This is a genomic window from Micromonospora sp. NPDC049230, assembly GCF_040647875.1.
Taxonomy (GTDB): Bacteria; Actinomycetota; Actinomycetes; order Mycobacteriales; family Micromonosporaceae; genus Micromonospora.
Map to the genome: position 1 here is coordinate 149,528 of NZ_JBEZCZ010000005.1, position 13,928 is coordinate 163,455.

At 71.7% G+C, this 13,928-nt stretch carries 13 protein-coding genes; 9 read left to right on the top strand and 4 right to left on the bottom strand.

Going from position 1 to position 13,928, the window contains the following annotated elements; genetic code table 11:
• Positions 1 to 10 precede the first annotated feature (10 nt).
• The 3 genes from AB0A95_RS06535 to AB0A95_RS06545 form a co-directional block, all read right to left on the bottom strand.
• Positions 11 to 1,198 (bottom strand): NADH-quinone oxidoreductase subunit D, encoded by a 1,188-nt coding sequence (locus AB0A95_RS06535; protein ID WP_181539454.1) that lies wholly within the window; start codon positions 1,196 to 1,198, stop codon positions 11 to 13.
• Positions 1,195 to 2,403: an SAM-dependent methyltransferase gene (locus AB0A95_RS06540; RefSeq protein ID WP_357554623.1), complete on the bottom strand. Its 1,209-nt coding sequence runs from the start codon at positions 2,401 to 2,403 to the stop codon at positions 1,195 to 1,197. The genes AB0A95_RS06535 and AB0A95_RS06540 overlap by 4 nt, the downstream gene beginning before the upstream one ends.
• Positions 2,404 to 2,536: 133 nt before the next feature.
• Positions 2,537 to 3,205, bottom strand: a complete 669-nt coding sequence (locus AB0A95_RS06545; protein WP_357554624.1) for a hypothetical protein — start codon at positions 3,203 to 3,205, stop codon at positions 2,537 to 2,539.
• A 556-nt stretch (positions 3,206 to 3,761) separates the two neighbouring features.
• Between AB0A95_RS06545 and AB0A95_RS06550 the strand changes: the two genes are divergently transcribed.
• The 7 genes from AB0A95_RS06550 to AB0A95_RS06580 all read left to right on the top strand — a co-directional run bounded on the left by AB0A95_RS06550 (position 3,762) and on the right by AB0A95_RS06580 (position 10,690).
• Positions 3,762 to 4,733 carry a Rossmann-like and DUF2520 domain-containing protein gene (locus tag AB0A95_RS06550; RefSeq protein WP_357554625.1) on the top strand — a complete coding sequence of 324 codons (972 nt, stop codon included), beginning with the start codon at positions 3,762 to 3,764 and terminating at the stop codon, positions 4,731 to 4,733.
• 56 nt (positions 4,734 to 4,789) lie between these two features.
• Entirely contained in the window at positions 4,790 to 5,638 is an 849-nt protein-coding gene (gene panC / locus AB0A95_RS06555) for a pantoate--beta-alanine ligase (protein WP_357554626.1), read from the top strand.
• A gap of 41 nt (positions 5,639 to 5,679) precedes the next feature.
• A complete protein-coding gene (panD, locus tag AB0A95_RS06560; protein WP_357554627.1) occupies positions 5,680 to 6,108 on the top strand; it encodes an aspartate 1-decarboxylase in 429 nt (142 codons plus the stop codon).
• A 96-nt stretch (positions 6,109 to 6,204) separates the two neighbouring features.
• On the top strand, positions 6,205 to 7,101 hold the full coding sequence (locus tag AB0A95_RS06565) for a septum formation family protein (RefSeq protein WP_357554628.1): 897 nt from the start codon (positions 6,205 to 6,207) through the stop codon (positions 7,099 to 7,101).
• A 108-nt stretch (positions 7,102 to 7,209) separates the two neighbouring features.
• Positions 7,210 to 8,907 carry an L-aspartate oxidase gene (locus AB0A95_RS06570; protein ID WP_357554629.1) on the top strand — a complete coding sequence of 566 codons (1,698 nt, stop codon included), beginning with the start codon at positions 7,210 to 7,212 and terminating at the stop codon, positions 8,905 to 8,907.
• A 53-nt stretch (positions 8,908 to 8,960) separates the two neighbouring features.
• Entirely contained in the window at positions 8,961 to 9,857 is an 897-nt protein-coding gene (gene nadC, locus AB0A95_RS06575; RefSeq protein WP_357554630.1) for a carboxylating nicotinate-nucleotide diphosphorylase, read from the top strand.
• 74 nt (positions 9,858 to 9,931) lie between these two features.
• A complete protein-coding gene (locus AB0A95_RS06580) occupies positions 9,932 to 10,690 on the top strand; it encodes a type III pantothenate kinase (protein WP_357067967.1) in 759 nt (252 codons plus the stop codon).
• 4 nt (positions 10,691 to 10,694) lie between these two features.
• On the opposite strand, the gene AB0A95_RS06585 is transcribed toward AB0A95_RS06580, so the two are convergent.
• The gene (locus tag AB0A95_RS06585) at positions 10,695 to 11,435 is read right to left on the bottom strand and encodes a class I SAM-dependent methyltransferase (protein WP_357554631.1); all 741 of its coding nucleotides are present in this window, start codon (positions 11,433 to 11,435) and stop codon (positions 10,695 to 10,697) included.
• Between the two features lie 89 nt (positions 11,436 to 11,524).
• On the opposite strand from AB0A95_RS06585, the gene lysS reads away from it, so the two are divergent.
• On the top strand, positions 11,525 to 13,033 hold the full coding sequence (gene lysS, locus AB0A95_RS06590) for a lysine--tRNA ligase (RefSeq protein ID WP_357554632.1): 1,509 nt from the start codon (positions 11,525 to 11,527) through the stop codon (positions 13,031 to 13,033).
• 111 nt (positions 13,034 to 13,144) lie between these two features.
• Positions 13,145 to 13,489 (top strand): Lsr2 family protein, encoded by a 345-nt coding sequence (locus AB0A95_RS06595; RefSeq protein ID WP_110563841.1) that lies wholly within the window; start codon positions 13,145 to 13,147, stop codon positions 13,487 to 13,489.
• Positions 13,490 to 13,928 lie beyond the last annotated feature (439 nt).

The window sequence follows — 13,928 nt, forward strand, 5'->3', positions numbered from 1 at the left end:
GCTGCCCGGCTCACTTGTCGATGTCGCCGACCACGAAGAACATCGAACCGAGAATCGCGATCAGGTCCGGCACCAGGCAGCCCGGGAGCAGGGTGGCCAACGCCTGCACGTTCGCGTACGAGGCGGTGCGCAACTTCAACCGCCACGGCGTCTTCTCACCCCGCGACACCAGGTAGTAGCCGTTGATGCCGAGCGGGTTCTCCGTCCAGGCGTACGTGTGCCCCTCCGGCGCCTTGAGCACCTTCGGCAGCCGGGTGTTGATCGGCCCGGTCAGCCGGTCCACCCGGTCCAGGCACTGCTCGGCGAGGTCCAGCGACGCGTACACCTGGTCCAGCAGCACCTCGAAGCGGGCGTGGCAGTCCCCGGCGGTCTTGGTGACCACCGGCACGTCCAACTCGTCGTAGGCCAGGTAGGGGTCGTCGCGGCGCAGGTCCAGGTCGAGCCCGGAGGCGCGGGCCACCGGGCCGGACGCGCCGAACGCGGCGGCGTCGGCGGCGGACAGCACGCCCACGCCCACGGTGCGGGCCAGGAAGATCTCGTTGCGCCGGATCAGGTGGTCCAGGTCGGGCAACCGGCGGCGGACCTCGCCGATGGCCGCGCGGGCCCGGCCGGTCCACCCGTACGGCACCTCCTCCTTGAGGCCGCCCACCCGGTTGAACATGTAGTGGATCCGGCCGCCGGAGACCTCCTCCATCACCGCCTGGATGGTCTCCCGTTCCCGGAAGGCGTAGAAGATCGGCGTGATCGCCCCGATCTCCAACGGGTAGGAGCCGAGGAACATCAGGTGGTTGAGCACCCGGTTCAGCTCCGCGAGGGCCATCCGCAGCCAGGTGGCCCGCTCCGGCACCTCCATGCCCATCAGGCGTTCCACGGCGAGCACCACACCCAGCTCGTTGGAGAACGCCGAGAGCCAGTCGTGCCGGTTGGCCAGCACGATGATCTGCCGGTAGTCGCGTACCTCGAAGAGCTTCTCCGCACCCCGGTGCATGTAACCGACGATCGGTTCGCAGGCGACCACCCGCTCCCCGTCGAGCACTAGCTTCAGCCGCAGCACACCGTGCGTGGAGGGGTGCTGCGGGCCGATGTTCAGCACCATGTCGGTGCCGAGCTGCTGGTCGCCGGTGCCGGCGATCAGCCCGGCCCCGGTGCCGACGGTCAGTTCACGAAGGTCCCCGGCGTCGGTGGTCATGCCCGTCATCGTGCCACGCCCGGCTCGTGCGGGATGCCGACCGGTTGGCGCAGCCACAGGTGCCCGCCGAGCCCGGCCGGGTCGGTCAGCTCGGCCACCGACGACGCGGCGGCCAACGCCCGCACGTACCCCGCCGGGTCGGTGCCGGCCATGCTCAGCGGCGGTCGGCCACCGTCGGCCCCGAGCGCCCGCAGCGCCTCGGCCTGCGAGATCAGGGAGTACGCACACCGGGCGACCGCCGCACCGGCGGAGGCGACCGAGTCCATGGCGACGTGCGCTGTCACGTCACTCGACCCGTCCGGCACCGGAGGCACCTGCCGCCCAGCCCGGTAACCGGTCAACGTCCCGTCGACGGGCCTGCTCTCCCGCAGGTGCCCGTAGTCGACGGCGACCGCCAGCCCTCGTTCGATCTTGTCTATCGCGTCGGCCCAGGCTTCGTCCCTCGTCCTTCCGATTTCGGCTCGTTGGTAGTCGCTGTGGGGGGTTTCGGGGCAGCCCGGCCGGCTCCGGGCGGTCAGGCTTGATCCCTGCGCCGGCCGGGCTGCCCCGAAACCCGACTCGCTTCCGCTGGTCGGGTCTGTCCCGGACACCCCCGGACTCGGGGCACTGTCAGTGCTGGGTGGGCTCGCGGGGCTCAGCCACCACTTCGTCAACCAGTCGAGATCAGCGGGACTGACCGGGTCACCAATCGTTTCGGTGCCGCTTGCGGGGTCGACCAGCAGGTATCGCCAGCCGTCCTCGGTGTGTGCCGCCATGTCCAGGGGGACGTTGTCCAGCCACTCGGTGGCGATCAACAATCCGGTGATCCCCTCGGGGATCTCGGCTGTCCAGTTGATCTCTTCGGGCAGGTTGTCGGGGCGGTTCGCGTACTCCACTGCTGTGAAGCGCACCCGCTCCGCGAGCGACGGACGAACGGCGACCAGCGACGGCTCGTCGGGCGACAGCCGGGCGGAAACCCTGACCGCAACCCCGACGGCCTGGTGGATCGCACGCAGCAGTTCCCCTCGCCCGGCACCCACGTCGACAACATCGAGTCGGTCAGGGTGGCCGAGGGTCGCGTCGACCTGAGAGACAAGCCGTAGCAGCGCGGTGGCGAAGGCCGGGGAGGCGTGCACGCTGGTCCGGAAGTGGTCCGCCGGCCCGGCGTCGGCGACGAAGAAGCCGTGCGGCCCGTAGAGGGCCCGGCTCATCGCGTCCCGCCACCGGACCGGCATCAGTTCACTCCGCGTTCAGGGTGTGTCACAGTGCCGACCCTACGGTCACCGGTTCCGGCGCGACTCGTGGTCCCCGGCCGCGCGGTCGTGGTTCACGCCCGGAAGAAGTAGTGCCCCGCGTCCAGGTCGGCGATCAGGTCGGGGTGGTCGGGGGTCCAGCCGAGCAACTCGCGCGTGACGGCGGACGACGTCGGGTTGTCCAGCTGCGCGATCGATCCGAGGAAGCCGAAGTAGCCGTGCGCCTTGTCGGGGCTGATGCTCCGGACCGGGATGTCGAGGTTGCGGCCGATGGTCTCGGCGATCTGCCGGAAGGGGACTCCTGCGTCGCCGACAGCGTGCAGGCGCGCACCGGCCGGGGCCTTTCCAGGGCGAGTCGGTAGAGCTCGGCCGCGTCGAGCGTGTGCACCGCCGGCCACTGGTTGGTGCCCTCACCGACGTACGCGGCGTACCCGTGCTGCCGGGCCGACGCGATGATGGCGGTGATGAAGCCGACGTGGTCCAGAGAGCTGTGCACGACGGGGAGCCGGACGACGGAGGAGCGCACCCCGCGGGAGGCGAGGCCAGCCACGAAGTTGTCCGCGTCGATCCGGTAGCCACCGGTGGGGAAGGGGTCGTGTTCGGTGCCGGGGCGGCCGACGATGCCGCTCATCACGAGCATGGCGGTCCCGCCCGTGCCGACCAGGGGCTTGCCGGAGCCGGCCAGACCGTCGGCGAGTGCCGTGAGAGCCGCCAGGTCGACCTCGGCTGCGGCGGCCAGGTCGCCGCTCACCAGGAGGTCGTGGCGGAACGACAGATGGATCACTCCGTCGGAGCTGGCTGCCTCCGCCCGAAGCGCGTCGAGGTCGGACAGGTCGCCACGGCGTACCTCGGCGCCGAGACGGACGCCGGGCCGTTCGAGGCGGTGGTCGCCGCCTTCCGCCAGGTGGGGGAGCAGATCTTCACCAACCGCCTCGAACTGGTCCGGATGCGCCAGTGGATCATTGCCGGTAGTCCCGAGTCGCAGGAGCGTGAGCTGCGCAAGACGAACTCGCTGACGGCCGCGGTCGCCGCCGCTCTGCGTGCCAAGGGCCTCAGCGAGACGACCGCCGCTCTGGCGACCGAGTCCGGCGTGATGGTCTTCCGGGTGGCGCTCGCCCGCTGGGTCGGCCCCGAGAGCGATGGCGGCTCGTTCGCCGACCTGATCGCCGAGGTGGCTACCGAACTACGCACGCTCACGACGGCCCCGGGGCTGAGCCCGACCGTTCACCACCGGGCCCTTCCTTCGGTGGTGAACGTTTTCACACTCCTGTTTCGGCCCCGTGACGCGGGCGCATACTTGCGATCGACCGGTACCCCTTCTCGTGGACTGGATCGTCGTCATGAGCGCACCGCTGCGCCCGCGCCCGGCCGCCCAGTTTGGGCCTGCCACACCGCGGGACCGCGCCGTCACCGGCGCCCCTCCCTCCCGTCTGCTCACCGTCGGTGTCGTTGGCGCCGGTCGGGTCGGAGCAGTCCTGGGTGCCGCACTCGTCGCCGCCGGGCACCGGGTGGTCGCCGTCTCCGGCGACTCCGGGGCCAGCCGGGCCCGCCTCGCCCTGCTGCTGCCCGAGGTGCCCCGCCGCCCGGCTGCCGCCGTCGCCCAGGCCGCCGCCGACCTGCTGCTGATCGCGGTGCCGGACGACACGTTGGCCGGTGTGGTGGCCGACCTCGCGGAGCGGGGCGCGCTGCGTCCGGACCAGATCGTCGCGCACACCTCGGGCGCGCACGGCCTGGCCGTGCTGGGGCCGGCCGCCGCGGTCGGCGCCCGCCCGCTCGCCCTGCACCCCGCGATGACCTTCACCGGTACGCCGGACGACCTGGCCCGGCTGGACGGCATCTCGTACGGGGTGACCGCCCCGGCGGAGTTGCGCCCCCTCGCCGCCCGGCTGGTCGCCGACCTGGGTGGGGTGCCCGAATGGGTGGCCGAGTCGGACCGCCCGCTGTACCACGCCGCGCTGGCCCACGGCGCTAACCACCTGGTGACCCTGGTGAACGAGGCGACCGACCGGCTGCGTGACGCCGGGGTGGCCCGACCGGAGAAGGTGCTGGCCCCGCTGCTGCGGGCCGCCCTGGAAAACGCGCTGCGGCTCGGCGACGACGCGTTGACCGGCCCGGTCTCGCGGGGCGACGCGGGCACCGTCCAGCGGCACCTGGCCCGGTTGGCCGCCACCGCACCGGAGTCCGTCCCCGCCTATCTCGCGTTGGCCCGGCGTACCGCCGACCGGGCGATCGCCGCCGGCCGACTGCGGCCGGTGGACGCGCAGTCGCTGCTCGGCGTGCTCGCCGACACCGCCCGGGAGGTGGCCGCGTGAGCGCGAGGAGTGAGCCGATCTTGCGAGCCCCACAGTCGCACACCGAGGGGAGCACCGTGACACAGCTCGTGCACACGCGCGCCGAACTGGCCGAGGCCCGGGCCGGGCTGAAGGGCACCGTCGGTGTGGTGATGACGATGGGCGCGTTGCACTCCGGGCACGAGACGTTGCTGCGCGCGGCCCGGGAACAGGCCGACCACGTGCTGGTGACGATCTTCGTGAACCCGTTGCAGTTCGGGCCGAACGAGGACTTCGACAGGTACCCGCGCACCCTCGACGCCGATCTGGAGGTGTGCCGGCGGGCGGGCGCGGACCTCGTCTTCGCCCCGTCGGTGGCGGACATGTACCCGGACGGTCAACCCCGCGTACGCCTCGACCCGGGCCCGCTCGGCGCGGAGTTGGAGGGCGCGAGCCGCCCCGGCTTCTTCCACGGCGTGCTCACCGTGGTGCTGAAGCTGCTCCAGCTCACCCGACCGGACCTGACGTTCTTCGGCGAGAAGGACTACCAGCAGCTCACCCTGGTCCGGCGGATGACCCGGGACCTGGACGTGCCGGTCGAGGTGGTCGGCGTGCCGACCGTCCGGGAGCCGGACGGGTTGGCGCTGTCCAGCCGCAACCGCTACCTGAGCGAGTCGGAGCGGGCCGCCGCGCTGAGCCTGTCCGCCGCGTTGCGGGCCGGTGCCCGGGCCGCCGAGGACGGCCTGGACGCGGGTGCGGTGCTGACCGCCGCGCACACCGCGTTCGGCGCCGGTACGCCGGGAGCACGCCTCGACTACCTGGTGCTCACCGATCCCGAGCTGGAGCCGGGGCCGGTCAGCGGGCCGGCGCGGCTGGTGATCGCCGCGTGGGTGGGTGCCACCCGCCTGATCGACAACGCGGCCGTCCACCTCGCCCCGCGCCCCTGACCCGGCCGCCACCCTCCACCAATCCCCGAAAGGCCACCCCGATGTTCCGGACCATGCTCAAGTCGAAGATCCACCGAGCCACCGTGACCCAGGCCGACCTGCACTACGTCGGTTCCGTGACGGTGGACGAGGATCTGCTCGACGCCGCCGACCTGCTCCCCGGCGAGCAGGTGGCGATCGTGGACATCACCAACGGTGCCCGGCTGGAGACGTACGTGATCCCCGGAGTGCGGGGCAGCGGCGTGATCGGCATCAACGGTGCCGCCGCGCACCTGGTGCACCCCGGTGACCTGGTCATCCTGATCTCGTACGGCCAGATGGACGACGCCGAGGCGCGGTCGTACCGGCCACTGGTGGTGCACGTGGACGCCGACAACCGGGTGATCGAGTTGGGCGGGGACCCGGCCGGTGTGGCACCGGGCATGGCCGGAGATCCGGTGCCCAGCCCGTTCGCCGTGTCCGGAGTCTGATCTCGCGCGACGAGATTCCGGTCTGTTACCAGAAGGTCATTACCGGTTACCCTTGGCGCGCTGGCGGAAGCCGGTCGGTGGCTGGGGGAGGCCGCTATGCGCAGTGCCACGACGACCCTGTTCGCCGCCGCCGTGGCGGCGGTGCTGCTGGCGGGCTGTGCCGGGTCCGGTGACCTGGACGGTGACCTGACCGACGACTGGGCGGCCCTGCCGCAGGCGTCGGCGTTCACCCCGGCCGCCGGCGTCTGCCAGGCCGCCGACTTCACCGATGTGGTCACCCTCGCCGCCTACGAGCCGGTGGACTGCGCCGGCCCGCACCGGGTGGAGACCGTGCACGTGGGGGCGTTTCCGGTCGAACGGTCGAGCGTCCCGGCGGGTGGCTCGGCGGAGTTGCGGGGCGCGTTCACCGAGTGCGACACCCGGGCGACCGGGTACGTGGGCGACGACTGGCGGGCCGGCCGGCTGCGGTTGTCGGTGGCGTTGCCCTCCGGGCCGGGCTGGACGGCCGGTTCCCGTTGGTTCCGGTGCGACCTCACCGAGCTGACCACCGTCGAGTCCGCGGCCACAGTGGTGGTCCGGTCGGGCAGTCTGCGGGACGCGTTGAAGGGGGCACCTGGGCTGCGGCTCGGTTGCCAGCAGACCCGCACCGCGGCCGGTGCGGGCGTGCAGACGCTGGTCCCGGTGGAGTGCGCGCAACAGCACGACGCCGAGTTCGTCGGGGTGTGGCGCGCACCGGAGATGGCGTACCCGACCCGGGGCGCCGACTGGACGCGGCTCTACACCGGCTGTCGTGGCATCCTCGGCCGGTACGTGGGCGTACCGGACGACACGAAACTGCGTTTGCGCAGCGGTGTGGTGGTCCGCCCACCGGGTGCGGGGCGCTGGCGGGTCGGCGACCGGGGTGTCCGCTGTTACCTCTGGCTCAGCGACCGTACGGTGACCGCCTCGCTGAAGGGCGCGGGCCCGGCCGGTCTTCCCATCCGGACGAAGTGACAGCGGCCCGCCGGCCGGCGCGGCACGGGCGGTGCCGGACGGGGTAGCCCAAAACACTCGTCGCGCCCCCGCCGCCCCGAGCGAGGATGCTTCGGGTTGACTGGGGGGATGGACTTTCCCACCGTCGACCTGCCGGCCCTGCCCGCGTTGTTGGCCGCGCCCGCGCCCGGCTGGGTGGAGACCACCGACGTGATCGTTGTGGGTTCCGGGGTGGCCGGGTTGACCGCCGCGCTGCACCTGCGTGAGGCGGGCCTGCACGTCACGGTGGTCACCAAGGTCAACATCGACGACGGCTCGACGCGCTGGGCGCAGGGCGGCATCGCCGCCGTGCTCGACCCGACCGACACCCCCGCGGCACATGCCCGCGACACCGAGATCGCCGGCGTTGGGCTCTGCGACCCGGCGGCGGTCCGGGCGCTCGTCGAGGAGGGCCCGACCCGGCTGCGGGAGTTGATGCGCGTCGGTGCCGAGTTCGATCGCCACCCGGACGGCTCCCTGATGCTGACCCGTGAGGGCGGGCACCGGGCGGACCGGATCGTGCACGCCGGCGGTGATGCCACCGGTGCGGAGGTGCAGCGGGCCCTGCACGCCGCGGTGCAACGCGACCCGTGGATCCGCCTGGTCGAGCACGCCCTGGTCCTGGATCTGCTGCGCGCGCCGGGCGACGGCCCGGACGGGCTCGGCCCGGCCTGCGGGATCACCCTGCACGTGCTCGGCGAGGGCAGCGAGGACGGCGTCGGCGCGCTGCTGGCCCGTGCGGTGGTGCTCGCCACCGGCGGGATGGGGCAGATCTTCGCGGCCACCACCAACCCGGCGGTCTCCACCGGCGACGGGGTGGCTCTGGCGCTGCGGGCCGGCGCGGCGGTGACAGACGTGGAGTTCGTCCAGTTCCATCCGACCGCCCTGATCACCCCGCCCGGCGCGGGAGTGCCCGGCGCCGGGCACGCGCAGCAGCCGCTGGTCTCCGAGGCGCTGCGCGGCGAGGGCGCCCATCTGGTGGACGCCGATGGCAAGCGGTTCATGGTGGGCCAGCACGAGTTGGCCGAGCTGGCACCCCGGGACGTGGTGGCCAAGGGCATCCACCGGGTGTTGCTGGCCACCGGCGCGGACCACGTCTTCCTCGACGCACGGCACCTGGGCGGGGATTTCCTGGCCGGGCGGTTCCCCACGATCGTGGCGTCCTGCCTGGCGATCGGCGTGGACCCGGCGACCGACCTGATCCCGGTGGCGCCGGCCGCCCACTACGCCTCCGGCGGCGTCCGCACCGATCTGCGGGGCCGCACCTCGATCCCCGGCCTGTACGCCTGCGGCGAGGTGGCCTGCACGGGTGTGCACGGCGCGAACCGGCTGGCCAGCAACTCGCTGCTGGAGGGCCTGGTCTTCTCCCGGCGGATCGCCGAGGACATCGCGGCCGGCCTGCCCGAGCAGGCGCAGCCGGCGGACACCGGCGCCTGGCGCGGAGGCGCGGGCTGGGTGCTGCCCGCGGAGGCGACGCCGACCCTGCAACGGGCGATGACCCGGGGCGCCGGGGTGCTCCGATCCGCGGCGACGCTCGCCGAGGCGGCCGGGACACTGCGGGAGTTGGGCGTCGCCCGGGGTCGGCCCCGGACCGCCGACTGGGAGGCGACGAACCTGCTCACCGTGGCGTCGACGCTTGTCGCCGCCGCGTACGCGCGGGGTGAGACCCGGGGTTGCCACTGGCGGGAGGACTTCCCGACGGCCGACGAGCGGTGGCTGGGCCACCTCGTCGGGTCGGTCGGGGCAGGAGGCCGGGTGGGCCAAGAGTGGGAGGGGAACTCACAGTGAGCGCGAGGAGTGAGCCGGTTTTGCGAGCCCCGCAGTCGCGAACGGAGACGGCATTGACGGGATCGACAGAGGCGGCGTTGCGGGCAGCCGGGCTGGATCCGGTGCAGGTGCGTCAGGTGATCGAGGCCGCGCTGGTCGAGGACCTGGGCCCGGACTTCCTGGACGTCACGAGTGTGGCCACCATTCCGGCGGAGCAGACCGACACCGCAGACCTGGTGGCCCGCGCGGATGGTGTGCTGGCCGGGACGGCCGTGGCCGCCGCCGTGTTCGAGCTGGTGGGGGAGGTGACCGGCTTCGGTCGTACCGTCGAGGTGTCGGTGTCGGCCCGCGACGGCGAGCGGGTGGCCCGCGGCGACGTGCTGGCGACGGTGACCGGCCCGACCCGGCTGCTGCTGACGGCCGAGCGGACGGCGCTCAACCTGCTCTGTCGGATGTCCGGGGTGGCCACCCACACCCGGGCCTGGGCGGACGCGTTGGCCGGCACGAAGGCGATGGTGCTGGACACCCGCAAGACGACGCCGGGCCTGCGGGCGCTGGAGAAGTACGCGGTGCGCGCCGGCGGGGGCACCAACAAGCGGATGGGCCTCTACGACGTGGCCATGATCAAGGACAACCACAAGCTGGCGGCCGGAGGCATCACACCGGCGTACCGGCGGGTCCGGGAGGCATTCCCGGAGGTGCCGGTGCAGGTCGAGGTGACGACTGTCGACGAGGCGGTGGAGGCGGTGGAGGCCGGCGCGGACTTCCTGCTCTGCGACAACATGACGCCGGAGGTGTTGGCCGAGGCGGTGGCCGCCGTGGGCGACCGGGCCGAGTTGGAGGCGACCGGCGGACTGACCCTGGAGGTGGCGGGGCGGTATGCGGCCACCGGCGTCGACTTCCTCTCGGTGGGCGCGCTGACCCACTCGTCGCCGATCCTGGACATCGCGCTGGACCTGCGCACCGAGTAGGGCCCCGGTGGCGCCGGGCCCGCCGCGGGCGGCCAGTGGCCTGGACGCAGGCCCTGGTTGTCTAGGCTGCGTGCGTGCTGCTCTGCATCGACATCGGAAACACCAACACCGTGCTGGCGACCTTCGACGGCGACAAGCTGGTGCACTCCTGGCGGATCAAGACCGATGCCCGCTCGACGGCGGACGAGTTGGGTCTGATGTTCCGGGGGCTGCTCGCCGGGGACAACGTCGAGATCACCGGCGTGGCCGCCTGCTCGACGGTGCCGGCCGCGCTGCGCTCGCTGCGCACCATGCTCGGCCGCTACTACGCGGACCTGCCGAGCGTGATCGTCGAGCCGGGTGTGCGGACCGGGGTGCAGTTGGCGATCGACAACCCGAAGGAGGTGGGCGCCGACCGGGTGGTGAACACGCTTGCCGCGTACTCCCTCTACGGCGGGCCGTCGATCGTTGTGGACTTCGGCACCACCACCAACTTCGACGTGATCAGCGGTCGGGGCGAGTTCCTCGGCGGGGCGTTCGCCCCGGGCATCGAGATCTCCTTCGACGCGTTGGCCGCCCGCGCCGCCCAACTGCGCAAGGTCGAGGCCACCAAGCCCCGTTCGGTGATCGGCAAGAACACCGTGGAGTGCCTCCAGGCCGGCCTCTACTTCGGGTTCGCCGGGCAGGTGGACCGGATCGTCGAGCGGATGACCGAGGAGTTGGGTGAGGTGAAGGCGGTGATCGCCACCGGCGGCCTGGCCTCCCTGGTGATCAACGAGTGCCGCACCATCACCCACCACGAGCCGATGATCACGCTGATCGGCCTCCGGATGGTCTACGAACGCAACCTCTGACTCGTCAGTGCCGTCGGGCGCGCAGCACCACCGTCCGGTACGGCAGCTCGACGGTCTCCCGGCCGGCCAGGTCGGGGTGGGTGGCCAGGAGTTCGGTCAGCTCCTCCTCGACCCGTCGCCGATCCGTCTCGGAGGCGGTGAGCCAGTAGGAGCGGGTGCGGATCATGCCGCGTAGCTCGTCCGGGGTGCGGGTCGTGCGGTGTGCGAACTCGCGCGTCTCGATGGCGCCGAACGAGGGGCCGAAGTCCGCGTACTTCACGGTGACGGTGTTGCCCGACTTGTCGTCGAGGTGGGCGATCCGGCCCAGTTCCGCCACCCAGTCGACGCTGTCGTCCCGGATGTTCCAGATGGGGGCGAAGGTGCCGCCGGGGCGCAGCACCCGGGCGATCTCGGCGTGCGCCGGCTCCCTGTCGAACCAGTGGTACGCCGTGCCGACCAGCACCGCGTCCGCCGCCGCGTCGGGCAGCGGCACGGCCTCGGCGCTGCCCGCCAGGGCCGTCGTGCCCGGGGTGCTGCGGGCGAGTTGCGCCCGCATCCCCGGATCTGGCTCCACGGGTACGACCTGGTGGCCCAGGGCCCGCACGGCGCGGGTCAGGATGCCGGTGCCCGCGCCGAGATCGACGACCCGGGCGTTGCTCAACCCGTCGAGGGCCCAACCGACCGCCTTCTCGGGATAGCGGGGTCGAAACCGATCATAATCGCTCGCTGCGGCCCCGAACGAGAGGGCGTGAGTGTGATCGACCATGGCGGGCAGGTTATCCGGTAACGGCCTCCGGAACGCTTGAGTACGCTCGGGCCTGACCCCCTGTATCTCCCTTGACGAGGAAGCGTGCCGTGAGCGAGCAGAACGCCGTGCCAGTGGACCCCGCCGACGACCTTCCCGAGCAGATGAAGGTCCGCCGGGAGAAGCGGGACCGGATGCTCGCCGAGGGCGTCGAGCCCTACCCTGTCGGTTTCGCCCGGACGACCACCCTGGCGGAGGTCCGGGCGCGCTACGCCGACCTGCCGACCGACACCGCGACCGGCGACCAGGTCGCGGTCACCGGCCGGGTGATCTTCGTACGCAACACCGGCAAGCTGTGCTTCGCGACCCTGCGCGACGGCGACGGCACCGAGTTGCAGGCGATGCTCTCCCTGGACCGGGTCGGGCCGGAGCGGCTGGAGGCCTGGAAGCGCCTGGTCGACCTCGGCGACCACGTCGGCGTCACCGGTGAGGTGATCACCAGCCGCCGGGGTGAGCTGTCGGTGCTGGCGCAGCAGTGGGAGATGACCGCCAAGGCGCTGCGACCGTTGCCGGTGGCGCACAAGCCGCTCTCCGAGGAGGCCCGCGTCCGGCAGCGTTACGTCGACCTGATCGTCCGGCCGCAGGCGCGGGAGATGGTCCGTACCCGAGCCGCCACCGTACGCAGTCTGCGCGATTCACTCCACGGGCAGGGCTTCATCGAGGTGGAAACACCGATGTTGCAACTGCTGCATGGCGGGGCGGCGGCCCGGCCGTTCGTGACCCACAGCAATGCGTTGAGTACTGATCTGTATCTGCGAATCGCTCCGGAACTGTTTCTCAAGCGCGCCGTGGTCGGCGGTGTCGACCGAGTCTTCGAGATCAACCGCAACTTCCGTAATGAGGGTGTCGACTCTTCGCACTCGCCCGAGTTCGCGATGCTGGAGACGTACCAGGCGTACGGCGACTACGACACGATCGCCGAGTTGACCCGCAATCTCGTGCAACAGGCGGCGATCGCGGTCAGTGGCTCGATGGTGGTGACCCACGCCGACGGGCGGGAGTTCGACCTGGGCGGCGAGTGGCGGTCGGTCACGCTGTTCGGCGTACTTTCCGAAGCGCTCGGCGAGGAGGTCACGGTCCGCACCGACCGAACCCGCCTGGTCGAGTACGCGGACAAGGTGGGATTGGCGGTGGACCCGAAGTGGGGGCCCGGCAAGCTGGCCGAGGAACTGTTCGAGGAACTGGTCGTCCCCAGCCTGGAGGCGCCCACCTTCGTGCGGGACTACCCGGAGGAGACCAGCCCGCTCACCCGGGCCCACCGCAGCGAGCCGGGGCTGGCCGAGAAGTGGGACCTCTACGTGCTCGGCTTCGAGTTGGGCACCGGGTACTCCGAGCTGGTCGACCCGGTCGTGCAGCGGGAGCGGCTGGTGGCCCAGGCGCAGCTGGCGGCCCGTGGCGACGACGAGGCGATGCGTCTCGACGAGGACTTTCTCCGGGCGATGGAGTACGGAATGCCGCCGGCTGGCGGTATGGGAATGGGAATCGACAGGCTGTTGATGGCCCTGACCGGCCTCGGAATTCGGGAAACGATCCTCTTCCCCTTGGTCCGCCCGGAGTAGTCGCGCCCGGCACGCGCAGAGACGTAACGGCATCCTATTGACGCGGCAAGCACTCCGGGGGTTATTGTGCTCTCGTTAGCAGGAGTGCCCTGCTCGAAAGGAATGTGGGACGTGGCCAAGCAGATCATTCACAAGCTGGTCGATGACCTGGACGGCGGGGACGCGGACGAGACCGTCAAGTTCGCCCTCGACGGCGTTCAGTACGAGATCGACCTGTCGAGTGCCAACGCGGCTAAATTGCGCGACGCTTTTGCCTCGTACGTGGGCGCCGGCACCAAGGTCGGCCGGGGCGGCGTGGTGATCGGTGGACGGGCTGCCCGCGGTCGGGGCGGCGCGACGGCCGATCGCGAACAGAACAAGGCGATCCGGGAGTGGGCCAAGAAGGCCGGCAAGGACATCTCGGACCGGGGTCGTATCCCGCAGGAGATCGTCGACGAGTACCACGCGAAGCGCTGATCCAGCACCAGTAGGTGGCCAGCGCCACCGCGGGCGACACCGACGCCGGGCCGGAGGAGTTCTCCGGGCCGGCGTCGCCGTGTCTGCGGGCCGGCGTCGCCGTGTCTGCGGGCCGGGAAGCATTCCGTGTCCGCCGGCGTTGTCCACAACCAGTGGAGCAACTATCCACAGCCTGTGGACAACCTTCCCCAGGCTCGGTTCGCGGCGTTGCCGCGACCGGCGGTCCGCCCTCCCGAGGGCTTCCGGAACGCCTCCGAAGCCCGGATCGGGCGTTGGTCGCCCCAGTCGGATTTCGCTCTGCGCGTAGCGACAGGACTACCGGAACACCTCCTGAGCGCGGACGGTTGTCCAAAACGACGTGCAACCGACCCAGACCGGAGACACACGACCTCAGCTGAGTCGGTCAGCGACGATAGAGTAAGGAGGCACGGACGCCCGT